At 50.5% G+C, this 24499-nt stretch carries 19 protein-coding genes; 15 read left to right on the plus strand and 4 right to left on the minus strand.

Going from position 1 to position 24499, the window contains the following annotated elements; all coding sequences use genetic code 11:
- Positions 1 to 3 precede the first annotated feature (3 nt).
- A complete protein-coding gene (locus ABEW34_RS06365; protein WP_430156068.1) occupies positions 4 to 924 on the plus strand; it encodes a carbohydrate ABC transporter permease in 921 nt (306 codons plus the stop codon).
- Positions 925 to 1026: 102 nt separating this feature from the next.
- Here ABEW34_RS06365 and ABEW34_RS06370 read toward each other — a convergent pair whose 3' ends face one another.
- Positions 1027 to 1797: a hypothetical protein gene (locus tag ABEW34_RS06370; RefSeq protein ID WP_430156071.1), complete on the minus strand. Its 771-nt coding sequence runs from the start codon at positions 1795 to 1797 to the stop codon at positions 1027 to 1029.
- A gap of 265 nt (positions 1798 to 2062) precedes the next feature.
- Entirely contained in the window at positions 2063 to 2674 is a 612-nt protein-coding gene (locus ABEW34_RS06375) for a superoxide dismutase (RefSeq protein WP_056030892.1), read from the minus strand.
- A 358-nt stretch (positions 2675 to 3032) separates the two neighbouring features.
- On the opposite strand from ABEW34_RS06375, the gene ABEW34_RS06380 reads away from it, so the two are divergent.
- From ABEW34_RS06380 to ABEW34_RS06430, 11 genes are all read left to right on the plus strand, one after another.
- Positions 3033 to 3455: a GNAT family N-acetyltransferase gene (locus tag ABEW34_RS06380; RefSeq protein WP_046232160.1), complete on the plus strand. Its 423-nt coding sequence runs from the start codon at positions 3033 to 3035 to the stop codon at positions 3453 to 3455.
- Between the two features lie 234 nt (positions 3456 to 3689).
- A complete protein-coding gene (locus ABEW34_RS06385; RefSeq protein WP_430156074.1) occupies positions 3690 to 4232 on the plus strand; it encodes a DUF402 domain-containing protein in 543 nt (180 codons plus the stop codon).
- 18 nt (positions 4233 to 4250) lie between these two features.
- Positions 4251 to 4853 carry a signal peptidase I gene (lepB, locus tag ABEW34_RS06390; RefSeq protein WP_430156077.1) on the plus strand — a complete coding sequence of 201 codons (603 nt, stop codon included), beginning with the start codon at positions 4251 to 4253 and terminating at the stop codon, positions 4851 to 4853.
- Between the two features lie 87 nt (positions 4854 to 4940).
- Complete coding sequence (gene queG / locus ABEW34_RS06395) at positions 4941 to 6107, plus strand: tRNA epoxyqueuosine(34) reductase QueG (protein ID WP_430156079.1); 1167 nt, start codon at positions 4941 to 4943, stop codon at positions 6105 to 6107.
- A gap of 145 nt (positions 6108 to 6252) precedes the next feature.
- The gene (locus ABEW34_RS06400) at positions 6253 to 6492 is read left to right on the plus strand and encodes a YneF family protein (protein WP_430156082.1); all 240 of its coding nucleotides are present in this window, start codon (positions 6253 to 6255) and stop codon (positions 6490 to 6492) included.
- A gap of 39 nt (positions 6493 to 6531) precedes the next feature.
- Complete coding sequence (gene folE / locus ABEW34_RS06405) at positions 6532 to 7125, plus strand: GTP cyclohydrolase I FolE (RefSeq protein ID WP_430156084.1); 594 nt, start codon at positions 6532 to 6534, stop codon at positions 7123 to 7125.
- A 221-nt stretch (positions 7126 to 7346) separates the two neighbouring features.
- The gene (locus ABEW34_RS06410) at positions 7347 to 7673 is read left to right on the plus strand and encodes a PadR family transcriptional regulator (RefSeq protein WP_430156207.1); all 327 of its coding nucleotides are present in this window, start codon (positions 7347 to 7349) and stop codon (positions 7671 to 7673) included.
- 51 nt (positions 7674 to 7724) lie between these two features.
- Positions 7725 to 8123 (plus strand): hypothetical protein, encoded by a 399-nt coding sequence (locus ABEW34_RS06415; protein ID WP_430156086.1) that lies wholly within the window; start codon positions 7725 to 7727, stop codon positions 8121 to 8123.
- Between the two features lie 441 nt (positions 8124 to 8564).
- Complete coding sequence (locus ABEW34_RS06420) at positions 8565 to 11138, plus strand: glycoside hydrolase family 9 protein (RefSeq protein WP_430156210.1); 2574 nt, start codon at positions 8565 to 8567, stop codon at positions 11136 to 11138.
- 44 nt (positions 11139 to 11182) lie between these two features.
- A complete protein-coding gene (locus ABEW34_RS06425) occupies positions 11183 to 14455 on the plus strand; it encodes a glycoside hydrolase family 48 protein (RefSeq protein WP_430156088.1) in 3273 nt (1090 codons plus the stop codon).
- A gap of 257 nt (positions 14456 to 14712) precedes the next feature.
- Positions 14713 to 16347 carry a response regulator gene (locus tag ABEW34_RS06430; protein ID WP_430156091.1) on the plus strand — a complete coding sequence of 545 codons (1635 nt, stop codon included), beginning with the start codon at positions 14713 to 14715 and terminating at the stop codon, positions 16345 to 16347.
- Positions 16348 to 16448: 101 nt separating this feature from the next.
- Here the strand turns inward: ABEW34_RS06430 and ABEW34_RS06435 are convergent, their stop codons facing one another.
- Positions 16449 to 17399: an alpha/beta hydrolase gene (locus tag ABEW34_RS06435; protein ID WP_235533052.1), complete on the minus strand. Its 951-nt coding sequence runs from the start codon at positions 17397 to 17399 to the stop codon at positions 16449 to 16451.
- A 342-nt stretch (positions 17400 to 17741) separates the two neighbouring features.
- On the opposite strand from ABEW34_RS06435, the gene ABEW34_RS06440 reads away from it, so the two are divergent.
- Entirely contained in the window at positions 17742 to 18488 is a 747-nt protein-coding gene (locus ABEW34_RS06440; RefSeq protein WP_430156094.1) for an IclR family transcriptional regulator, read from the plus strand.
- A 603-nt stretch (positions 18489 to 19091) separates the two neighbouring features.
- On the plus strand, positions 19092 to 19802 hold the full coding sequence (locus ABEW34_RS06445; RefSeq protein WP_430156095.1) for a DUF421 domain-containing protein: 711 nt from the start codon (positions 19092 to 19094) through the stop codon (positions 19800 to 19802).
- Between the two features lie 142 nt (positions 19803 to 19944).
- Here ABEW34_RS06445 and acnA read toward each other — a convergent pair whose 3' ends face one another.
- Positions 19945 to 22656 (minus strand): aconitate hydratase AcnA, encoded by a 2712-nt coding sequence (gene acnA, locus ABEW34_RS06450; RefSeq protein ID WP_430156097.1) that lies wholly within the window; start codon positions 22654 to 22656, stop codon positions 19945 to 19947.
- 482 nt (positions 22657 to 23138) lie between these two features.
- Here acnA and ABEW34_RS06455 point away from each other — a divergent pair, with 482 nt between their 5' ends.
- Positions 23139 to 24476: an amidase domain-containing protein gene (locus ABEW34_RS06455; protein ID WP_430156098.1), complete on the plus strand. Its 1338-nt coding sequence runs from the start codon at positions 23139 to 23141 to the stop codon at positions 24474 to 24476.
- Positions 24477 to 24499 lie beyond the last annotated feature (23 nt).

Here is a 24499-nt window from a genome sequence, read left to right on the forward strand (position 1 = left end):
ACGATGACAACGACGACACTCAGCAGGTCGAAGAGGTTGGCAGCTGACTTGCTTTTTGACCTATGCAATACCGTATTTCTGCTAGCACTGCTCGTGCTTACGCTTTATCCGGTTTTGAACACGCTCGCCGTTTCCTTTAATCAGGCGCAGGATACGGTTCGGGACAGCACCTTTCTGTGGCCGCGCGAGTTCACGACGCTTAATTACAGCACGCTGTTTCAGGATGGGCTCATCTATCATGCATTCTTTATTTCCGTTGCCCGGACGCTGCTCGGTACAGTAAGCAGTGTGTTCTGCACAGCGATGCTGGCCTATACATTAAGCCGCAAGGATTATGTGCTGCGGGGGCCGATTTCTTTCATCTTCATTTTTACGATGTATTTCAGCGGTGGCTTGATTCCAACCTATATGCTCATTAAAAACCTCCATCTGTACGGGACGTTTTGGGTGTATGTCATCCCGGGACTTATTGGCGCGTTCAACCTTATTGTCATGCGCTCCTTTATGGAAGGCTTGCCTGAGAGCCTGGTAGAATCTGCGCAAATCGATGGGGCGACGCATTTCTCGATCTTTATGCGGATCATATTGCCGCTCAGCCTGCCCGTTATTGCTACGATTGCGCTGTTTGTCGCGGTGGGACAGTGGAATAGCTGGTTTGATACTTTTTTATATAATTCCTCAAATATTAACTTAAGTACGCTGCAATATGAGCTGATGAAAAAGCTGCAATCCGCCAATATGAGCGTAGGAGGCACAGCAGAGTCAGCCTTCGCCAGCAGCAAAAATATTCAGGCGAACATCGTAACGCCAGCTTCGATTCGAGCTGCAATTACAGTCGTAGCCACCGTACCGATCATTATCGTATACCCGTTTTTGCAAAAATATTTTGTAACTGGGCTGACGCTCGGCGGCGTTAAGGAATAGAGGAAAGCTTGTCCATTTGTTGCAGCGGGAGCTGAAGCTGATCAGGAATTGAAAAGAGCGAGCCTACGTTATTCGTAGGCCCGCTCTTTTTTATCAACTATTCTAGGACTGCTGCGTGACATCGGAAATGTCAGCTAAATCCTCATCGCTCTGGCGGCCAGAAGGGGAGTAAATCAGTTCCAGAGCTACGGCGTCATTGCGCTGAAGCGGGAAGCTCAGCAGCGTGGATGGGATAACTCTGCCATTCAGGCGCAGCAGATAGCTGATATTGCCACCGATTGGAATGCCGCTGATCGAAGTAATTTGTCCATTGAAGCCAAAACGGACGACTCCGGTTTCCAGCAGCGCCTGATAAATCGTCATGCCGATGCGGTGGATAACTCGGTACGCTTGAGTAACGTTAGGAAACGCCCGTCCTCCGTTAATAACGACCGTTACCGTCCCTTGTGGTCCCGGCGGGAATGGAATAGGAATCGGCAGCGGAATCGGGAATGGGAACGGCGGGAACGGTCCCGGCCCCGGAGGGAAAGGCCCTGGTCCTGGCGGGAAAGGTCCCGGCCCTGGAGGGAAAGGCCCTGGCCCCGGCGGGAACGGTCCTGGCCCCGGCGGGAACGGTCCTGGCCCTGGAGGGAACGGTCCCGGCCCTGGAGGGAACGGTCCTGGCCCCGGAGGGAAAGGTCCTGGCCCCGGAGGGAACGGCCCTGGTCCCGGCGGGAACGGCCCTGGTCCCGGCCCTGGCGGGAATAAGCCCGGGCCTCCGGGCATCAGCATGCGCGGGCCGCCGCAGCCGCAGTCTTGCCCTGCGCGGGAAGAAGGAGATGGCGGGATATAAATCTGCACTTGCCCATTGGTGTAACCGTAAGTATCGTTCATGCGATAGGTCAGACTCCTTTGCACGTCGAGTTAGGCGTTTAACTATCCTTCTTCATGTTATGCGGCGAATGCCTATTCTTGTGCATGGTTTTACACGAAAGCTGGAAAACAACCAAGCGTAAACGGCTTTCACCGTCCTCTGGCGGCAAAACTCCCGTTTCGCGGGTGAAATATAAGCCCATTATAAGGAGCGAAATTATAATCGGCTTATATTAAAAAAAGCGGAGCCTCCATATGGAGACTCCGCTTTAAACGGCAAGCTGTCTTATTTAACAGCTGCTTCGTAACGTTTGCCAACTTCAGCCCAGTTTACAACGTTCCAGAACGCTGCAATGTAATCAGGGCGTTTGTTTTGGTAGTTCAGGTAGTAAGCATGCTCCCAAACGTCCAGACCAAGAAGCGGCGTTTCGCCTTCCATGATCGGGCTGTCTTGGTTCGGCAGGCTTGCAACTTTAAGCTTGCCGTCTTTCACGGAAAGCCATGCCCAGCCGCTTCCGAAACGGGTAGCAGCAGCTTTTGCAAAGTCAGCTTTGAAAGTATCGAAGCCGCCCAGCTCGCTGTCAATCGCAGCAGCCAGTGCGCCAGTTGGAGCGCCGCCTGCGTCAGGACCGATTGTTTCCCAGAACAGGCTGTGGTTAGCATGCCCACCGCCATTGTTGCGAACCGCAGTGCGAATCGCTTCAGGTACGCTAGCCAAATCAGCAATCAAATCTTCAATAGATTTGCCTTGCAGCTCAGGAGCGGATTCCAAAGCAGCGTTCAGGTTTGTTACATAAGCATTGTGGTGACGGTCGTGATGGATTTCCATCGTCAGAGCGTCGATGTGGGGCTCAAGGGCGTTATTAGCATACGGAAGTGCTGGTAATTGATGTGCCATAATATAAACAGCCTCCTAAAATTAGAATATGTAAATTACTCTTCTTATTATCCCTTATCCAAACACATAAATCAACATTGATGTTTCAAAAGTCGAATTTTAATAGATAAGGTAGACTTAAGTAGCATGTCATATAGTTAAAGTAATTATGCATAAGCGGGAGAAAAACCAATCAAATGCTCGAAAAAAGGCCAAAACTTTATGTAAGCGCTTAATTTAAAGCGTTTTCAGTCATAATTCGCTAAATTCTTAGATTTTTTTAAACAAATTTTAAAATTTTGTGAAGGAAAACGATAGAAGATGTAGTATAATGATTAAATTGCAGCACAATGACATGGTATAGAGGTGTGTATCGATAATGAATGTTCGTTCCTTCCAATTATCAGATTACAGGTTGCTAACGGCTCTTCTTGCGGATGTATTAACTGAAGAATGTTATGAGCAAACAATGGAAGCATTTGCACGTCAATTGTCATGGGATAGCGAGCTAGTACTCGTTGCTCTCTATGAGTCGGAAGTTGTAGGTGTCATTATCGGTACGATTGATAATAACACGGGCTACTATTATCGTGTTGCGGTCCATGCGGACCATCAGCGTCAAGGAATTGGCAAAGCACTTATTGAGTCATTGCGTCTAAGATTCCAACAGCGCCAAGTAAAGAAAATTTTAATTACAGCTGATGAGCACAATGAAGCCGTTTTACCGCTTTATGAATCGCTGGGCTATGTGTCCAAAGATTTTTTCCGCTCTTTTCAACAGCTAAGTATTATAGCAGGTTAGGACAAGCCTCTGGCTGTCCAATAACCGTTTGCAGGGCATATCTGCATCGCCATTGCTTTTGGCGGTGGGATATGCTTTTCTATTTAATATATAAGAATTTATAAATTTCACACCTGTATATACGCTAATATTTCTCGGACTGAGACGCGCCGCCAGAGGATGGCGACATCCGTTTCACCTTGTTAAGAGGGCTGTTTAAGCACTGCGCTTAGCGTCTGCAAGAAGGAGAACAACATGGATCCCTATCAGCATTGCGTCATCAGGAGCTCCAAGCACGATGGCAGCATCCACCGCATTTGGCAGCATAATTGGCTTATTCCGGCACATCTGCTCACTCCGCAGCATGCTGAACTTGGTTTTAAGGTGATGATCAACTTTGAGACACCTATTGTGGAGGCCAGCGGCAAGGTTTGGATGAGCCAGGTGCCTGCGGTTTCTTTTTTTCTGCCCGGACAGTGGTATAATGTGGTTGCGCTGCTTGAGAAAGGCGGTATTCGCTATTACTGCAATCTCGCTTCTTCATTTGCTTGGAACGGCGCGCTGCTCACCTATATCGATTACGATTTGGATGTCATTCGACTGCCGGATGGCAGCCGCCAAGTGGTGGACGAGGATGAATTCGAGCTGCATAAAGCGAAGTACGACTACCCGCGAGATGTGCAGGAGCATGTGCTGCAAGGGCTAGGTGAGCTGCTTTTGCGGATGGACGAGCATGCTGCTCCTTTTGATGACGAAGTGATTATCGCTTATTATGAAGCATGGCGCACAAGCTTATAGGGCGGAGGCGGTTAAGGAATGGATAGATTTTCATTTGACGGCGGCAGCAGCGGCGAAGCTGAAGGACAGGAGCAGCTTGGAGCGCTTAAGCGCCCGGGCTGGTCAAAGGAGCTTTGGGAATGGGTGAAAACCGTTGGCATATCGTTCATTCTCGTTACAATGCTGCATCTGTTTGTGTTTAATCTTTCGACCGTAGAGGGACATTCCATGGAGCCTACCTTGCAGGAGAAGGAATGGCTGTTTGTAAATAAATTCGTTTATTTGATCGGTACGCCCAAAATCGGCGATGTCGTTATTTTGGAGGACCCGTCTGCGTTTGGCAAAGAGCAGGAACTGCTGGTAAAACGCGTCGTGGGCTTGCCGGGGGACCGAATTGAAATTTCGGACAAGCATTTGTATCGCAATGGCGAGCTTGTGGACGAACCGTATATTGATACGGAAATGGAGGATTTGGACATGATGCCGCTAACCGTTGAGGCAGGCAGTTATTATGTGATGGGCGACAACCGTCATGCGCGGGCGAGCAAGGACAGCCGGATGTTTGGAACGGTTCCTATTGCATCGATTGAGGGCAAGGCGCAGTTTATCGTATGGCCTTACAAACAAATAAAGCCGTTATAGATTTAATTAAAACGGTTATAGAACCAGGCATAGTGAATGGAGAACGGCGAATCAAACATCAGGCTTAAGCTTTGGGGAGGTGAAGGGATGGAGGAATGGGCGTATTACGCTGCATTGAAAAAAGAAATGAAAGCCGCCGCGCGCAGCCTCGGCATCGACAAAATTGGCGTTGCTTCTGCTGATCCGTTCACCACCTTGAAGCAGCGGCTTATTTCGCACCGTGAGCTTGGCTACGAGTCCGGTTTCGAAGAGCCGGACCTTGACAAGCGCACCAATCCGGCGCTGCTGTTTGACCAGCCTCAATCGATCATTGCCATCGCGATTGCCTATCCCTCCAAACTCCATCAGCCTCCTAAATCGGAGCCGGGAGCGAGAAGGGGCATTTTGTCCCGCTCAGCTTGGGGCGAGGATTATCATAAGGTGCTGAGGAACAGGCTTGGGCGGCTTGAAGCTTGGCTCGCAGAGCGCGTACCGGGCTTTCGGGCTGAAAGCATGGTCGATACTGGAGCTTTATCCGATCGGGCCGTTGCCGAGCGCGCGGGACTAGGCTGGAGCGCCAAAAACTGTTCAATATTGTCCGAGGATCTTGGCTCGTGGATCTACCTTGGCGAAATGATTACGAATTTGCCGCTGGAGCCGGATGAGTCAGTGACCGATGGCTGCGGCGAATGCACCAAATGTATTGACGCTTGCCCGACGGATGCGCTCGTGGGCCCAGGCCAGCTTCATTCGAGCCGCTGCATTTCGTTTATTACGCAGACGAAAGGTTTTGTAGAAGACGGCTACATGCGAAAAATCGGCAACCGCCTGTACGGCTGCGATACATGCCAGACAGTGTGTCCGGTAAACCGGGGCAAAAACTGGACGCATCAGCCAGAGCTTCAGCCGGATCATGAGCTGGTTAAGCCGCTGCTTACCCCACTGCTGACGATTGGCAATAAAGAATTTCAACGTCTATATGCGAGCAGCTCTTCTGCTTGGAGGGGCAAAAAGCCCATTCAGCGCAATGCTGTTATTGCGCTGGGCAATTTTAAAGATCCCAGTGCAGTTCCGGACCTCATTCAAGTGCTGCGCCAGGATGTCCGTCCGGTTATGCGGGGAACGGCGGCATGGTCGCTGGGCCGCATTGGCGGCGCAGAGGCAGAGGAAGCGATTCGGCAGGCATTGCTGCAGGAGGCGGATGATGACGCGCGGCGCTATATGGAGCAGGCGCTGCATTCGCTAGCAGAAGGAGCCGATACGGTCCCTCATTGATCCAGCCGCCGCCTGCGTTTGGCGGCTGCTGGAATAGGGTAAGCCGTTTGCGCTTCCAGCGTTTGCGAATGTCAAGCTTACATGCTATTATAGGGGTCATTATAGACAAGCTTAAGTCAGGAAAGGGTCAGGTGAATTACTTTTTATGTGGGAATACATTATTCCGATTGTGACATTAATCGTGGGGGCAGTCGGTGGATTTTTCATCGGCGTATTCTACTTGCGCAAACAGCTAGAGAAAATGCAAAGCGATCCAGAAATGATTCAAAAGATGGCGAAGCAAATGGGCTATAATCTGAACAAGCAGCAGATGACGCGTGCCCAGAACATGATGAAAAACCAGAACCAGAATATGAACAAAAATCAGAAGATGCCGCGCAGATAACGGTATAAGCTTCTGGTTAGCCGAAAGAGGGTGGTCCGCATGGCGGGAAAGAAAGATTACGTCAACTCTAAAGTCATTCAGAACCGGGAGCAGATTGAATTTCATGTGAAGGAAATTTTGAAGCTTGTTGGCGAGAATGTGGAAAGGGAAGGGCTGCTGGAGACGCCTGCACGCGTCACCCGCATGTATGAAGAGATTTTCGCAGGTTATGAGGTTGATCCGAGCGAGGTGCTAGGCGTTACGTTCGATGAACAGCATGAAGAGCTGGTTATTGTAAAAGATATTATCTATTACAGCCAGTGCGAGCATCATATGGCGCCATTTTTCGGCAAAGCACATATTGGATACATTCCAAGCGGCAAGATTGCTGGCCTCAGCAAGCTGGCTCGCCTAGTAGAAGCCGTTACAAGGCGCTTGCAAGTACAGGAGCGGATAACGAGCCAAATCGCGGATATTTTAGACAAGGAATTGCAGCCGCATGGCGTTATGGTCGTCGTTGAAGGCGAGCATTTGTGCATGTGCTCCCGCGGGGTGAAGAAGCCCGGCAGCATGACGGTGACGTCGGCGGTACGCGGAGAGTTCCGTTCCAATCCGGCGCTGCGTTCCGAATTTTTAGCTTTGCTCAGGTCCTAATTTTTTCGTAGTAGCGATTGGGTAACCAAAAACCGCTCCACAGGCCAGTGTGCATCATGCACCAGCTTGTGGAGCGGTTTTTTTGATCGAAAAATGTTGGGCTTGCAAAAAATGGGGAACCATTATAAGATTAATTCACTAACTTGCAATACAAGTTAGTTTATTTTTAATCTGCTACCTTGCTTTGCAATATAGTGGAATGGCTGCGAAATGGGGGTTTTATCGTGTCTAGTCAATTGGTTAGAGGGGTACTGGAAGGATGTCTGCTGGCTGTTATAGCTGAGGAAGAGACATATGGGTATGAAATTATGGAGAAGCTTGCCGTAAATGGCTTCGTATTTGCTAAGGAAGGCAGCATATATCCACTTTTGCTTCGATTGGAGAAAGAGCAGATTATAACGAGTACGCAGCGGCCCTCTGCATCGGGGCCAAATCGCAAATATTATCGTCTGACCCTGGAAGGGGAGCAGCAGCTTGAGCTGTTTCGGGGCAAATGGAAAGAGCTAAGTGTCGCAGTAAACCAAATTTTAGGAAATGATGGTGTTTAGGATGCTGAATCCACGAAATGAAACGTTATTAAACGAAATGAAGTTTTACGTTTGCCTAAGCCAACAAAGCGGGAGCAGCTTGAAACGTATGCTCTCTTGATTCCTTTATTGCTTTTATGGCGTTTTATACTGGGCTTTACTGGGGAATTGATTATTCCGTTATATGAAACCATCGCTTATATCATTTTATCCTCTGCATTGGCTGGTGGGCTGTTGATCGCGCTAAGAAAGGGAGCTTTCATGCCGAAGCGCCATTCCGTTTGGATTACTTACGCAATAAGTCTGGTTACTCTGGGAGCGTATTTTGGATTCTTTGTGTTTGCTAATCGTCTTCTACCCGCTCAGCCGCGGCTCGTGTTTCATGGGGGTTATGCTTATGGGATGGCCTCGGTCAGCTTGATCATTATTTTGATTTCCTTGTTTGGGCCGCTATTGAAAAAGAAGAAATAGAGCGTGCTTGCAATAATCCTCAAGTTCGCATATAGATCTGGAAGGACACACTCCATAAGACTCGAATATTTTCGCTGGCTAGGCGAAAGGCATTCGGGTCTTTTTTTGTTTTTTTAGGTATCCCAAGTGGTGGGCTGAAGCTGCTCCTAGATACTGGAACCATTTATACTATTATCCTTAAAAAAGGAAGGCCCTAAGTAGGGGTTGTACGAAAAAAATGTCAAAAAAGTCATTAAAGTGACAGTAAAGAAGTCATTTAAAGCACTAGTGCCACCTGAAATTGATCCTATAAAATGGTATTAGACCCTCGTATTAGTTTATACAGTGGGGAGGGCGACGGAATAGAAGCGGAAGGAGGAGAGAACAGAGACAAGGCCAATACGAAGCAAGTGGCAGTGAAATTGATGAGAGGAGTTGTTGGTTTTGAGTAAAAACCGCAAAATGCGGATCAAATGGGTGCTCGTTCAGGCGCTTGCAATCGCACTGCTACTTGGAAGCGTGCCATTGCAGCCAATCTCGAGCGTCCAGGCGGCAGGCAATTATAATTATGCAGAGGCATTGCAGAAAGCGATTTATTTTTATGAGACTCAGCGTTCAGGAGCGCTTCCGGACACGAACCGTGTCGAATGGCGTGGCGATTCCGGTATGCTCGACGGAGCCGATCATGGCGTCGATTTAACAGGGGGCTGGTATGATGCTGGGGATCATGTGAAATTTGGGCTTCCGATGGCTTTTTCAGCTACTATGCTGGCATGGTCGGTTTATGAATATAAGGAAGGCTATGAGCAGGCTGGCCAGTTGAACGAGATTTTGGACAATTTGAAGTGGGCTACCGATTATTTTGTGAGAGCGCATACAGCGCCTAATGAGCTTTGGGGGCAGGTTGGAGCTGGCAATGCCGATCATGCTTGGTGGGGACCAGCAGAAGTGATGCAGATGGCGCGTCCTTCTTTTAAAATCACGGAAACCTGCCGTGGCTCGGACCTGGCAGGAGAGACGGCGGCGGCACTCGCTTCCTCATCTATCGTGTTTAAGCAATCAGATCCGGCTTATTCTGCGCTTCTGCTCCAGCACGCGAAGGAGCTTTACAGCTTTGCAGACACATACCGGGGCAAATACTCAGATTGTATTACTGATGTTGCTTCTTTCTACAATTCGTGGAGCGGATATAAAGATGAGCTGACTTGGGCAGCAACTTGGCTGTATCTGGCAACAGAGGATAACGCTTATTTGAATAAAGCCATTCAATCCGCTTATGACTGGGATACAGACAGCTCAAGCAACACTTGGGCTTACAAATGGACAATCGGCTGGGATGACAAGCGTTATGGCGCGCAATTGCTGCTCGCCCGGATTACGTCTGAGCTTGGCAGACCAGAGGCGAGTGACTTTATCGCATCGACTGAGCGCAATTTGAACTATTGGACCGTTGGAACAAACGGATCGCGAATTACGTATTCGCCGGGCGGCCTGGCATGGCTGGATTCATGGGGCTCCCTGCGTTATGCGGCGAATGCTTCTTTCCTGGCATTTGTATATTCGGATTTTGTAGCGGACCCAGTCAAAAAAGCGCGCTATAACGATTTTGCCGTTAGCCAGATTAAATATATGCTCGGCGATAATCCGCGTAACAGCAGCTACGTGGTCGGATATGGCGTCAACGCACCGGAGCACCCGCATCATCGTACGTCACACGGCTCATGGACGGACAGCTTAAGCAACCCGACCTCGCACCGCCATACGCTTTATGGCGCACTGGTAGGCGGACCGAATGCATCGGATCAATATACGGATTCCATCAATGACTATGTGAGCAATGAAGTAGCAACGGACTACAATGCAGGCTTTACGGCTTCACTTGCTAAAATGAATTTGCTGTACGGTGCTGGCCAGCAGCCGCTTGCGAACTTCCCTCCGGCCGAAACGAAGGCCGATGAAATGTTTGTAGAAGCGCAAGTGAATCAGTCCAGCTCTAATTTTACTGAAATTAAAGCTTTCTTGAATAATCAATCGGCATGGCCCGCCCGTATGGGAGATAAATTGTCCTTCCGCTACTTCATTGATTTAAGTGAGGTTTATGCGGCTGGCTACACCGCAGCAAATGTAACTGTCACTGCCAACTATAATCAAGGCGCAGTCGTTAGCCTGAAGCCATTTGACGAGGCAAATCACATTTATTATGTGCTGGCGGACTTTACAGGCACGAAAATCTACCCTGGCGGCCAACCGCATTTCCGCAAGGAAATCCAGTTCCGTATTTCCGGTCCTCAAGGGGCATGGAATCCGGCCAATGACTATTCTTACGCAGGGCTTACATCCAGTCAAACGGTGAAGACGGCGAAAATCCCGGTATACGATGCAGGAACGCTCGTATTTGGGCAAGCGCCTGATGGAGGCGGCGTAACTCCAACACCGACACCGACGCCGACACCAACGCCACCAACACCAACACCAACACCAACACCAACACCAACACCAACACCAACACCAACACCAACACCAACACCGACACCAACGCCAACACCAAGTCCGACTCCACAGCCGACGCAGACTCCGGCAGGCGGCTTGAAGGTACAGTACCGAGCGGCTGATACGAATGCCACGAACAATGCGATGATGCCGCAGTTTGAAATTTTCAACAACGGTTCAAGCGCTGTAGCTATGAATACGCTTAAGCTTCGTTACTACTTCACAGCTGATGGAACGCAGTCGCATCAGTTCTGGAGCGATTATGCGCAGATCGGCAGCAGCAATGTGCAGGCGACCTTCGTTACGATGAGCACGCCGACTACGACGGCAGATACGTATTTGGAGCTCACCTTTACGACAGCTGCAGGCTCGATCAGCGCAGGGGGCAGCAGCGGTCAAATTCAAGGCCGTATTTCCAAAACAGACTGGTCGAATTTAAACGAAGCGAATGACTATTCCTTCGATGCAACAACAACATCATTCGTCGATTGGAGCAAGGTGACGCTTTACCAGAATGGAACGCTCGTATGGGGAATCGAACCTTAGTATTAGACGTTTGCGGCTATTCCAAATTAGGGAGGTAAGAACATATGAAACCGATTTTTACGTTGAAAGCTTCGAAAAAAGTAACAGGACTCGTCCTATCAACAACGCTGCTCGTCACGCTGTCCACCGGACTTTGGGGCTCTACGCCCAAAGTATCCGTGGCTGCTGCTGCGGCAGTCAGCATTGAGGAGTCACGCTTCCTGCAAATGTACGACCAGATCAAAAATCCGGCGAACGGTTATTTTTCACCGGAAGGCATTCCTTATCACTCCATTGAGACGCTGATTAGTGAAGCGCCGGATTACGGTCATATGAGTACTTCCGAGGCTTACAGCTACTGGCTATGGCTGGAGACGCTGTATGGCCACTATACGCAGGATTGGAGCCATCTGGAAGCAGCCTGGGACAACATGGAGAAGTATATCATTCCGGTCAATGAAGGAGACGGCAAGGAAGAGCAGCCGACGATGAGCTTTTACAATCCGAACAGCCCAGCGACGTATGCAGATGAAAAGCCGTTCCCTGATCAATATCCGGTGCAGCTTTCCGGCAAATATGCCGCGGGCAAAGATCCGCTGGATGCCGAGCTGAAAGCGACGTACGGCAACAATCAAACGTATTTGATGCATTGGCTGATCGACGTTGACAATTGGTACAATTATGGGAATCTTCTGAACCCAACACATACATCTACGTACGTTAATACGTTCCAGCGCGGCGAGCAGGAGTCGGTGTGGGAGGCGATCCCGCATCCGTCTCAGGACAATCAGACTTTCGGCAAAACAGGCGAAGGCTTCATGTCCCTCTTCACGAAGGAAAATCAGGCGCCTGCAAAGCAGTGGCGTTACACGAATGCGACGGATGCGGACGGCCGCGCCGTACAAGTGATGTATTGGGCGAAGGAGCTTGGCTACAACAATACCGCTTACTTGAATAAAGCGAAAAAGATGGGCGATTATCTCCGTTACGGCATGTATGATAAATACTTTCAAAAAATTGGAAGCGCAAGCGGCGGTGCGCCAACTCCAGGAACGGGTAAGGATTCAAGCTCGTATTTGATGGCATGGTATACATCGTGGGGCGGCGGCTTGGAACAAGGCGCTGGAAATTGGGCTTGGCGTATCGGCGCAAGTCACGCGCATCAGGCTTACCAAAACCCGGTTGCCGCATATGCACTGTCATCTCAGGATGGCGGACTTATCCCATCGTCTGCAACAGCGCAGACGGACTGGAACGCATCGCTTAAACGCCAGCTTGAATTTTATACGTGGCTGCAATCGTCTGAAGGCGCAATGGGCGGTGGCGCAACGAACAGCTGGAATGGCCAATATTCCGCTTATCCGGCAGGCGTGAGCAAATTCTACGGTATGGCTTATGATGAAGCTCCGGTTTATCATGATCCGGATTCGAACACTTGGTTTGGCTTCCAAGTATGGCCGCTTGAGCGCGTAGCTGAGCTGTATTATATTTTGGCTGAAAATGGCGACCTTAGCTCGGAAAACTTCCAAATGGCGAAAACCGTTATCGAGAAGTGGGTTGATTGGACGCTGGATTATGTATTCGTCGATGAGCGTCCAGTAACTGACGCTGACGGCTACTATTTGAATGCGCAAGGCCAGCGTATACTAGGCGGCAGCAATGTGAACGTAGCAACTGTAGCTGCACCAGGCGAGTTCTGGATTCCGGGAGGCCAAGAGTGGAATGGCCAGCCGGATACATGGAATGGCTTTAGCTCCTACACAGGCAACCCGACCTACCATGCGACTACGATCAATCCGAGCCAGGACGTTGGCGCGCTCGGCACTTACGTTAAAGCACTCGCGTTCTTCGCAGCGGGTACGCAGGCTGAGACGGGAAGCCTGACGCCGCTGGCAGCCGAAGCGAAGGAAATGGCCGCGAAGCTTCTTGACACGGCTTGGACTTATAACGATGGCGTTGGTATCGTTACAGAAGAGCAACGCGCGGATTACAACCGCTTCTTCACTAAGGAAATTTACTTCCCAGGCGGCTGGACGGGTACGTTTGGCCAAGGCAACGCGCTTCCAGGCAGCGGTGCCGTAGCCTCCGATCCGGCGAAAGGCGGCAATGGCGTCTATATCGGCTATGCTGATTTGCGTCCGCTGATCCAGCAGGATCCGCAATGGTCGTATTTGTCCAATCTGTACAACACGTCGTGGAACAATACGACGCAAACATGGGATAATGGCGTACCGACGTTTAAATACCACCGTTTCTGGTCGCAGGTAGATATTGCAACGGCTTATGCTGAGTATGATCGTTTGCTGGGCACACCGGCAGCTCCAACCGTTCCTGGCGCTCCGGCGACACTGACAGGAACAGCTGGCAATGCGCAGGCCAGCCTGAGCTGGAGCACGACGCCTGGCGCAACGAGTTATAACGTGAAACGCGCTGCAACAACGGGCGGGCCATACACGACGGTAGCGACGGCGGTTAGCGGCACAAGCTACAGCGATACGAGTGTCACGAATGGCACGACCTACTATTATGTGGTCAGCGCTGTCAATGCAGTAGGCGAATCTGTTAACTCAGCACAGGTGACGGTAACGCCTCAGGCACCAGGCTCCGTAGTACCTGGAGCATTCACCTTGACGGGAACCGCGGGCAATGCGTCAGCGGCACTTTCCTGGACAGCAGCAAGTGGGGCGGACTTCTATAATGTCGAGCGTTCCTCGGGAGGAGGGGCTTTTGCCCCAGTAGCAACTGGCCTGACAACAACGGCTTACACGGATGCTACTGCCGTGAATGGCACCAATTATACGTACCGAATTGTTGCTGAAAATGCTGCTGGCACAACGCTTTCCAATACGGTAGCCGTAACGCCTGTCGCGCCTCCAGTTGGCGGCAATCTCAAAGTCCAGTATAGAGCGGCAGATACGAATGCAACGAATAATGCGATGATGGCTCACTTTAATATTTTGAACGATGGCACGACTGCGGTAGACTTGAGCACACTGAAAATCCGCTACTACTTCACGGCGGATGGCACGCAGCAGCACAGCTTCTGGAGTGACTATGCACAAGTGGGCAGCAGCAATGTGCAGGCCTCCTTCGTGACCATGAGCTCGCCGACTGCAACAGCTGATACGTATGTGGAAATCAGCTTCACAGCTGCAGCAGGCTCCATTGCAGCGGGCGGCACGAGCGGCCAAATCCAGACGCGTGTCTCCAAAAATGATTGGTCCAATTTGAACGAGGCCAATGACTACTCCTTCGATGCGACCAAAACTTCGCTCGTCGATTGGAATAAAGTGACGCTTTACCAAAACGGCACGCTTGTATGGGGTATTGAGCCTTAGAAAATACAGCGGCGGCCAAGCAAATAGCTGTAGGAAGGGAAGAGGAGTCGTGCTGGGTGAAAATGCCTTGCGCGGCCCTCTTTTCTTTATGGGAACACCGTCTCGGGCGATCGAGAAAATATTGTGTTAATATCCATAATTTGATAAGATTAAATTGGAAAACTTTTGGAAGGAAGCGATGCAATTCATGGATAGACGGCTTGTGCGAAGCAGGCCGCTGCAATAAATATTTCAAAGCGCAAAGGAGGGTGTTTATCATGTATCGCCTTCTCGTGGTAGATGATGAAGCTTATGCTTTGAAAAGTATCATGGAGACGGTAAATTGGAGATCGCTCGGAATAAGCGAAGTGTATGGAGCGATGGATGTAGAAGAGGCGCGAATCATCTTTTGCGACCAGCGGATTGATGTTGTCATCTGCGATATCGAAATGCCGGGTGAAAATGGACTGGAGCTGCTCGAATGGCTGAACCAGGAGCAATTTTCGGCCAGCGTCATTTTTGTTACGGGGCATGACCGCTTCGAATATGTCCAGGCGGCGCTGCGTGCCGGCTGCTTCGATTATATGCTCAAGCCTGTCAGGCATGAGCTGCTGCTGGAAACGGTAGCACGCTCGCTGCGCAAGCTGGAGCAGGATCGGGAGCACAATTTGCTGAAACGGCGAATGGGCAAGTTTGAGAAGGTGCTGCGTCATCACAAGCAGGAGCTGGTCGAGCGCTTCTGGAACGATGTGCTTTATCCTGCGGGGAAAACGCCTAATAATGAAGCGCTGCTTAGCCAACTGTCATTGATGGAGCCGGATGCAGCGGATAGCGGCGAGTTTATGCTGGTGCTCGTCAGCATCTCCGGCTGGAAAGCGCGTTTTGGCATCAAGGATGAAGAAATATTGGAGTACGCGGTCATGAACCGTGCAGAGGAAACCGTATTGGAAAATTGGCCAGGCGCTGTGCTCAAGAGCCGCAATGGCGAGCTGTTCATCGTCGTCTACCATGCGCAGGAGCAAGGGAGAAGCATTGCCGAGCTGCGCAGGCGATGCATGGGGCTGGTCGAAGATTGCGGGGTTTATTTTTACAGCCGGGTGAAATGCTATATCAGCTTGCCAGGAGCACTATGTACGCTCGGGAGCCGCAGCGCCTCCTTGCTTAAACTTGAGCGGGAGTGCGCGGGGGACATGAAGGACGTATGGGTTGAGGGCGAGCAAGCGCACCAGATGCCGGAGCAGCTGTTTGGCCGCAAGGATTGGCCGGCGGAAATTGCCTTGCTGCTGCAGAAGGGCCGCCATGCGGAGCTGTATCAGGCTGTCGATGAATGGTTCGCATCTTACGACAAGGAAATTCCACCTTCCAAAGAAGATTTGAAAGCGCTCTATTATCATTTGCTGTCATCTCTCTATCAATCCTTTAATCAAAGCGGCATCTCAATTGGGTACGTTATTGACGTGATCAGCGTCAAAAGGGAAGGAAGTGCGCCATGCACGAAGTCGCTTGCCCATTTGCGTCTGTGGACGAGGCAGGTCATTGAGATGGCCATTGAGCATGCGGCAAATCAGAAGGAGAGCGAGCCGACTATAGTAGAGCAAATCGAGCAATACGTAAAGTCGCGAATGTCCGAGGAGGTCAGTCGGGAGGAAATCGCTTCGCTGCTGCATTTTAACCCTGCGTATTTATCCCGTTTGTTCAAAAAGGAGACAGGCTCGTCGCTTACGGATTATATCGTAAGCCAGCGTATGGAATACGCGAAGAAGCTGCTCAGCCAATCGGATCTGAAGGTGAGCGATGTGGCGGAAATTACGGGCTATAGCAATTTTTCTTATTTTTCACGGCTGTTCAAGAAGCAGGAAGGCTATTCGCCGATTGAGTTTCGCAAGCGCTACAAAGGGGAAGCGGGAATTTGAGCTGTGGTGACGGTTCAACGTAGAAGTCATGCATAACAAATGCCCCGCTGCTGGAATAGCTCCAGTGTGCGGGGCATTTGTTATGCGGCTTGCGGCTGGATTTAGGCGCTGGCTGCTGCCGGATCAGCTTGATCAGCAAGCACCTGCTGATTGACTTGGCTGAGGAAAAGCGCAGCGCGCTGAATGTATTCGCTCGGATGCTCGCGGAACAGCATTTCATGCTGTCCTTGCTGCACGATCCACGAGCGGGACAATGGATTCGTCTGTTTGTCTGCAATATGCTCAGCCGTCGTATATGGCGACTTCACATCCTGCGTGCCATGTATAATATAAATCGGAATATCGTAGCTCGTATTCATCATTTGCTCGGCTGGCACGGAATCGATGCCTACCCCTGTCCAGAGCGGGAGCAGTGCCCCGATCAATGCTTCAGACGGAAAACGCGGCAGACTCACAACCTGACTGACATTGTTGAACAGCGAATCAGCGCTTGGCACGAACAGGCTGTCAAGAATCATGCCGTTAATATCCTTGGATTGCAGCGCAGCTTGCATGGCGGTCCCGGCCCCCATGGAGAAGCCCCAGACGATCACTTCCTTAGAGCCTTGCTCCTTCACATATTGAACGGCGGCGAGCAATTGCTGGGACTCTTCCAAACCGCCAGTTGCTGCCGTTTTGTCAGTAGCAGAGGCGTATCCATAATCAAAAAGCATAACATTATAATGAAGGCCATTAAGCAGCTTCGTTAAATCATACATCGGTACCCACGTTTCTTCGCGATTAGCGCCGTAGCCATGGCTGAACACGATCGTGCGTGCAGCTGGCTCGCTGTTCGAATCATCGCTGTAGGCAGGCACGTACCAGCCGCTGACGTTGGTTTTGCCGCTGATGCTTGGAATGAGCACGTCCTCGTAATCAAGCCCGATGGCAGCCTTCGGATTGGAAGTCAGCGGAGCGACGTAGGGATAGGCGAGCATCCAGGCCACATAGGCATGGAAGATAACGACAACGATCATGCAAAGAGCTAGCAGTGAGGCAATAAGAGCAACCAATGCGTGCAACCTCCTGGTTTTTGCGCTCGGGCGTGGCAGTTGGAGCTTATCCAGAGAAGGAAAGGGATGCAGTCCTTGGGGGAAGGTTCCCTCCATTGAAACAGATGTCATCATAGTTGTGCTCATACCCTTCTCCTCCTCTCGAACCATGTAAACGCTTCTCATTTCTAGTACTTTAATCGTATGCGGAGGGGGAGTGCCTGTCAATTGATGTCGACGTATTGTTAAGGTGTTGTAATGCTTTTGTAATCAAGCGAACTTTTCTTTACGATTAAGCCTTTCATGAGTTATACTGTGTGAGAATGAGTTTCACTTAATGAAACGAGGGAGGTGTGGCACATCATGGCGGAGGAAGGGAAATCAACCGTACGCGCAGTCGAACGAGCGCTGGATATTTTGTTATGTTTTACAGCGGGAAAGGATCTGGTTATGACGGAAATCGCCGAGCGGACAGGGCTCCATAAGAGCACGGTCCATCGGATGCTGGCCACCCTTGAAGATAAAGGCTTTATAGAGCGTGACCTGGTGACGGAGCGCTACCGGCTGGGCATGCGGGTATGGGAGCTGTCCGCACATTTATCCCGGACGGATGATCCAGCGGTCATTTGGCAGCCGGAGATGGAGCGTCTGCGCGATAAGCTGGGCGAGACCGTCAGCATTTACGTGCGCGATGGCTCGGAGCGGATTCGCATTCAGGCGGTGCAGAGCAATCAGCCCGTGCGCCGGGTAGCGCCAATCGGAGCGAGGCTGCCGCTTTACGCAGGGGCATCAAGCAAGGTACTGATCGCTTATGCCGATCCGCTCGTGCGGGAAGAGATTTTCGGCGATCCATCATGGCTGTTTACGATTGATCTCGATCAATATAAGATGCAGCTTGCAGACATTACGGAGCAGGGCTATGCGACGAGCTTTGAGGAGCGGGAGCCTGGCGCAGCGGCGTTTTCCGCGCCGATATTTGGACGGGAAGGCAAGCTTGTCGCCGCCTTATCCGTATCCGGCCCGGCAAGCCGCATGACGATGGAAAAAATGCGCGATGCCGCTCCGATTTTGCTGGAAGCGTCCAAGCGGATGAGCACAATGATGAAGTAGCGTTCAGCAAGGCAGCTGCATGCTTGCATGCTGAACGGATGAATAGAAAAGCAGCGCCCGCTTCACTTGAGGAAAAATGAAGCGGGCGCTGCTTTTTTTTGCCGTTCGGATGTCGAAAGAAAATAAAATGTTGGACTGATAACGTCCCATTAAGCTTACGGGCAGAATAGATGAAACACTGCAACCAGCATGTGAGTCTTTACGTCTCATAACTAAATGGAAAATGACGGGGTGGATTCAATTAATAAAAAGATTGTTTTATTTGCATTTTTTTTCTTGTGTTCCTGCTTGGTTGCAGTAAAGAAACAACTGAACAGAATAATGTTAAACATATTGAATGCCTTAGGCCATTTGGTTGGAATATTGAGGAAAAAATTAGCGAAAGAACTCAGGAGACAAATGGCTTTCTACCTGCAACAAACGTAGGTATTAAATAAATAGCGTGTTCTCCTTTATTACGCTTACGGGAGACGTTAGTTCAGAAACAGCGACATTCCGGGACTTTTTTTCTCGTCCTTGGCTGTCGCTGTTTTGATTTGTAGGGTTAGTCTAAAATGTTATTTTCTGATTACATAGGAAATGATAAGGGGAGGAGGTTTGGAAATGACGTATGTGGAAATTTTGATCCGGACAATTCTTGCAGTGGGACTGCTGCTGCTCATTCCCCGGATTCTCGGCAAGCAGACTCTTTCGAATATGACGTTTAACGATTTTGTAACCAGCATTACACTGGGCTCCCTGGCGGCGAATTTGGCGTTCAATGCCACCCTGAAACCCACATACATCGTGCTGTCGCTGGTTGTGATTACAGTTATGTCTTTCCTGCTTTCTCTGATCGCTCTCAAAAGCCGAAAGATGCGCAGCTGGATCTCGGGTTCCCCTACCGTGCTGATAGAAAACGGCAAAGTCATGGAGACCAACATGCGTAAAATTCGCTATACCTTGGATTCGCTGAACCAAGCGCTAAGGGAAAGGGGCGTTTTCAATATTGAAGAGGTGGAGTACGCCTTGCTCGAAGACAATGGCAGAATCTCTATACTGAAAAAGGATGCATACCGGCTTATCACCAAGCAGGATATGGGGCTTTCGCTGCAAGCGCAGGCTTTTCCGGTGGAGCTGATTATGGACGGCATGGTGATGGAGGCTAATCTGAAGCTGCACGGGCTGACCCGAGAGTGGCTGGAAAAAGCGTTGGGGCAGAAGCATAGGGGAAAAACGCTGGCCGATGTGTTCTACGCCGTAAAAGGCACGCGGCAACAACTCATCTTCGATTTCTACGAGGATGGCATTAAACAACCGCTGGATCAGGAGTAGAAAAGAGACACAGGGCAGTCAGTGAATGGGGAACGAGCAAGATAATTACCCTTGCCCATAAAACGAAAAGCAGCGATTTTCCCGTTATTGGAGAATCGCTGCTTTTCTTAATTTCTGCGAATCAAGCTAAAATTTATGCTTATTACATGTTAGCAATCATTTGACGAAGCACGGTTTGCAAAATACCGCCATTACGGTAGTAGTCTACATCAACCATGGAGTCCAGACGAACGATAGCTTGGAATTCAAATGCTGTGCCGTCTTCACGGGTTGCCGTTACGGTAACCGTCTCGCCCGCTGTCACATCATTGGAAAGTCCAGTAATATCAAACGTTTCGCGGCCTGTAATACCAAGCGTTTTCCAGCCGTGGCCTTCTTGGAATTGCAGTGGCAGAACGCCCATGCCTACCAGGTTGGAACGGTGAATACGCTCGAAGCTTTCAGCAATAACGGCTTTTACGCCGAGCAGGAATGTACCTTTTGCCGCCCAGTCACGGGAGCTTCCTGTGCCGTATTCTTTACCAGCGATAACGACAAGGTTTTTGCCGGATTTTTGATACTTCATGGAAGCATCGTAGATCGACATGACTTCGTCAGTAGGCAGGTAAGTCGTTACGCCGCCCTCAGTGCCCGGAGCCACTTGGTTACGGATACGGATGTTGGCGAATGTACCGCGCATCATCACTTCGTGGTTACCACGACGCGAGCCGTACGAGTTGAAATCTTCTCTTTTTACGCCATTTTCGATCAAATATTCGCCGCCCGGGCTATCTGCTTTAATGTTGCCGGCAGGGGAGATATGGTCAGTTGTAACCGAGTCGCCCATAAGCGCAAGCACATTTGCAGAATGGATGTCGGCAATGTCGTTAAGCTCCGTACCAAGATTTTCAAAGAACGGTGGATTTTGAATGTAAGTGGATTTTGGATCCCACTCGTAGCTTTCGCCTTCTGGTACGTCGATTGCATTCCAACGATCATTTTGCGTAAATACATTTTCATATTTATCACGGAACATTTGCGGATTAAGCGCAGCCGCAGTTGCTTCCTGAATTTCTTTCGAAGTTGGCCAAATATCTTTCAGGTAAACCGGGTTGTTGTCTTTGTCATAGCCGATTGCATCTTTGGAAAGGTCAATGTTAACCGTTCCTGCAAGCGCATATGCAACAACAAGCGGAGGAGAAGCCAAGTAGTTCGCTTTCACCTGAGCATGAACACGGCCTTCAAAGTTACGGTTACCGGACAATACAGCCGCTACCGTCATGTCGTTGTCAACAATGGCTTGGCCTACTTCATCAGGAAGCGGACCGGAGTTGCCGATACAAGTTGCGCAGCCGTAACCAGCCACGTGGAAACCAAGTGCTTCAAGCGGCTCCAGCAGGTTCGCTTTCTTCAAATATTCCGTAACGACGAGTGAGCCCGGCGTCAGGGAGCTTTTTACATAAGCAGGCTTGGTTAGTCCGAGAGCTACCGCTTTCTTCGCCACAAGGCCCGCACCCAGCATAACGCTTGGGTTGGAGGTGTTCGTACAGCTTGTGATAGCTGCGATAACAACGGCGCCAGTACCCATTTTGCTTGCTTGGCCGTTCGGGTGCTTCACGTCAACGAGCTGCTCGATCTTCTCGTCCGTCATGCCGTATCCGCCTTTATCGATCGGCGTGCGGATGATGTTGTTGAACTCTTCTTTCATTGCTGTCAGCTCAACGCGGTCTTGAGGGCGCTTAGGACCAGCAAGGGATGGAACGACTGTCGACATATCAAGCTCAATCACATCGGAGAAGACAGGATCTGGCGTCTCATCTGTGCGGAACATGTCTTGTGCTTTGTAGTATGCTTCAACTAGAGCGATTTGCTCTTCTGTACGGCCAGTTGCACGCATGAAGTTAAGCGTTTCGCTGTCGACTGGGAAGAAGCCCACTGTTGCGCCATACTCAGGAGCCATGTTGGCAACTGTTGCACGGTCAGCAAGGCTGATGTTGGACAGGCCTGGACCGAAATACTCGACGAATTTGCCGACAACGCCTTTTTTACGAAGAATTTGCGTAACGGTCAGGGCAAGGTCAGTCGCCGTAGCGCCTTCTGCCAAGCTGCCAGTCAATTTGAAACCGATAACTTCAGGTGTTACAAAATAAAGCGGTTGGCCCAGCATACCTGCCTCAGCCTCGATACCGCCAACGCCCCAGCCGACTACGCCAAGACCATTGATCATTGTTGTATGGGAATCCGTACCAACGAGGGAATCCGGGAAAACAACCGTTTCGCCATCGATGACTTTTGTAGCAGCTACAGATGCAAGGTACTCAAGGTTAACTTGGTGAACGATACCTGTTCCCGGCGGTACAGCGCGGAAGTTATCGAACGCCGTTTGGGCCCAGCGCAGGAAGCGGTAACGCTCTTCATTGCGCTCAAATTCTACTTTGGTATTGTATTCAAGCGCATCCTTATTGCCGAATGCATCCACCATGATCGAGTGATCGATTACGAGGTCAACCGGTACGAGCGGATTGATTTTTTTAGGGTCGCCACCTGCACGTTTAACCGTATCACGCATAGCTGCCAGATCGACTACGACGGGAACGCCGGTGAAATCCTGCAAAACGATACGAGCAGGAATAAACGGAATTTCTTTGTCCTCGCGTCCATCTGCCCATGTTGTCAGTTGTTTAACATGCTCAGGCGTAATAGCACGGCCGTCGAATTGGCGTACAGCAGCCTCGAGCAATACTTTGATGGAGTAAGGAAGCTTGGAAATTTTTCCAAGGCCTTGTTCCTCTAGGCCGGACAAACGGTAATACGCAAAGGATTTGCCGTTTACGTCAAGCGAGGTGCGAACAGAGTAATGATTTTGATGAGACATGGTTCAAGTTCCTCCTTAGATGGTTTTACTTTTGAAAAAGAAAAGGAAACATTTTTCAAAATATAGGAAGGTATATGATTTTTTCATACATTCTCTATATTTCTACGCGAAACGGTAGCTTTGCCACCAAAGGATGGCTTCAACCGTTTACGCTCGGGGTGTGTTTCGCTCTGTGAAACACGATTTCAAATTTGCTATGCTTCTAGTATATCGCTAAATAGGGGATCTCGTAAAGTCCAATTGTACCCGCTTTCTCGAATATTGGCGCCCATTTTAGGCATTTAGGCTGATGGACGAATGTAACCTTCATCCGCAAGGCTTGTTTTATCCTAATAATGGATTATTATGCGGGCTTTTGGCTAGAGCTTCATGTTTGGTGGAATGTGAACATATAAATAAAAGGATTAGGCGCTCCGCACCCTTGCCTGGCGTCCGCCGCAGCACGTGCGGATTAAAAGCTTGCTTTTTAGGAGGGAAAGCCGATGTCCTTGCGATCAGACAAACAAACGGCAGGCCGCCGTGCAGGCAAGCAGGAGCGGCAGCCGCTGCTGAACCTGTCCGCTTTTCAGCCGCAGTCCACCCAGCGGCACGCGCAGCAGCACGCACAAGAGGGAACGACGAAAGGCGGAGCTCAGCAGCAGAAGCAGCAGAAGCAGCAAAAGCAGCAAAACCAGCAAAACCAGCAAAAGCCGGAGCCAGCCGCTGCTGAGCATTCGCGAATGGCTGCGTCTTCCATGACCTCATTCATGCGCTCAGGCGACTCGACGCCGCTGCTTGGAGAGGAAGCGCAAGGCTGGAAGCCTGCCGTGCATCAGTATGTAAGCCTGTACAATCAGGCGGAAACCGAGCAGCATGCAGCAGCGGTAGATGGTTTCGTCGCGGATAAGGATCATTGCGGCAGGCTCCGCGGACGGCTGAACCGGCTGCGCGAGCGGGATCTGCTGCGTGGCGTCCTGCCTTCGCGCAGCGAGACGAAGGCGGAACTGGTCAGGGTGCAGGAGTCTGGTACCGAAGCGTCCGTGCTCATTCGGCTGCATATTAAGCGGCAGATTGAGCATAGAGGATTGCGTTATATAGAAGAGCGGAAAGAAGTGGAGCGGCTATGGCTGGCTGCTGCGGGCGAACGCTGGCACATCGTTCGCATTGAGCCGATCATTGCGGAACGTCGTCCGCGCTTCGAGCATGCTTTTCAGGATCAAAATTCGGTTGGAGAGGAAGAGCAGCAGCAGCAGGAAGAAGAACGTTTCCGTCTTCGCTCGGTGCCGTACTTGAATTATGCCCTGTTTGCAGCGTTCCAGCCCCAAAGCAACCGCGCGCTGTACCGGCGCGATTTGGCCGCCGCTTACGCCGATCGATGGTGGAATGAACCGAACCCTGCATATGAGGAGTTCGAGGTCAATTGTACAAATTACATCTCCCAGTCGGTCTTTGCAGGCAATGCTCCGATGAATTATACTGGTAACAGGGGCAGCGGCTGGTGGTACAAAGGCCGTAACGGAGGCAGGGAATGGTGGAGCTACAGCTGGTCGGTGTCGAATGCGCTGACGAACTACTTATCCACTCCCCGGCAGTCAGGACTTCGAGCCAGAGTCGTTGACTCGGCTGAAGAGCTCCAGCTTGGCGATGTTATCACTTATGACTGGAACGGCGACAACCGTTTTCAGCACAGCACGATTGTAACGGCTTTCGATGCAGCGGGTATGCCGCTTGTTAATGCGAATACTGTACCCAGCCGCCATCGCTACTGGGACTATCGCGATTCTTATGCCTGGACGGAACAGACCAGGTACCGTTTTTTTCATATTGAAGATGGGCTATAAGTTATTATTTATTATTTTACCGG

The organism is Paenibacillus algorifonticola, assembly GCF_050481745.1.
GTDB lineage: Bacteria > Bacillota > Bacilli > Paenibacillales > Paenibacillaceae > Pristimantibacillus > Pristimantibacillus algorifonticola_A.

Coding starts and splice junctions, on each gene's coding strand:
- ABEW34_RS06365 (WP_430156068.1), top strand. CDS start 4: ATGACAACGACGACACTCAGCAGGTCGAAGAGGTTGGCAGCTGACTTG.
- ABEW34_RS06370 (WP_430156071.1), bottom strand. CDS start 1,797: ATGAACGATACTTACGGTTACACCAATGGGCAAGTGCAGATTTATATC.
- ABEW34_RS06375 (WP_056030892.1), bottom strand. CDS start 2,674: ATGGCACATCAATTACCAGCACTTCCGTATGCTAATAACGCCCTTGAG.
- ABEW34_RS06380 (WP_046232160.1), top strand. CDS start 3,033: ATGAATGTTCGTTCCTTCCAATTATCAGATTACAGGTTGCTAACGGCT.
- ABEW34_RS06385 (WP_430156074.1), top strand. CDS start 3,690: ATGGATCCCTATCAGCATTGCGTCATCAGGAGCTCCAAGCACGATGGC.
- lepB (WP_430156077.1), top strand. CDS start 4,251: ATGGATAGATTTTCATTTGACGGCGGCAGCAGCGGCGAAGCTGAAGGA.
- queG (WP_430156079.1), top strand. CDS start 4,941: ATGGAGGAATGGGCGTATTACGCTGCATTGAAAAAAGAAATGAAAGCC.
- ABEW34_RS06400 (WP_430156082.1), top strand. CDS start 6,253: ATGTGGGAATACATTATTCCGATTGTGACATTAATCGTGGGGGCAGTC.
- folE (WP_430156084.1), top strand. CDS start 6,532: ATGGCGGGAAAGAAAGATTACGTCAACTCTAAAGTCATTCAGAACCGG.
- ABEW34_RS06420 (WP_430156210.1), top strand. CDS start 8,565: ATGCGGATCAAATGGGTGCTCGTTCAGGCGCTTGCAATCGCACTGCTA.
- ABEW34_RS06425 (WP_430156088.1), top strand. CDS start 11,183: ATGAAACCGATTTTTACGTTGAAAGCTTCGAAAAAAGTAACAGGACTC.
- ABEW34_RS06430 (WP_430156091.1), top strand. CDS start 14,713: ATGTATCGCCTTCTCGTGGTAGATGATGAAGCTTATGCTTTGAAAAGT.
- ABEW34_RS06440 (WP_430156094.1), top strand. CDS start 17,742: ATGGCGGAGGAAGGGAAATCAACCGTACGCGCAGTCGAACGAGCGCTG.
- ABEW34_RS06445 (WP_430156095.1), top strand. CDS start 19,092: ATGACGTATGTGGAAATTTTGATCCGGACAATTCTTGCAGTGGGACTG.
- acnA (WP_430156097.1), bottom strand. CDS start 22,656: ATGTCTCATCAAAATCATTACTCTGTTCGCACCTCGCTTGACGTAAAC.
- ABEW34_RS06455 (WP_430156098.1), top strand. CDS start 23,139: ATGTCCTTGCGATCAGACAAACAAACGGCAGGCCGCCGTGCAGGCAAG.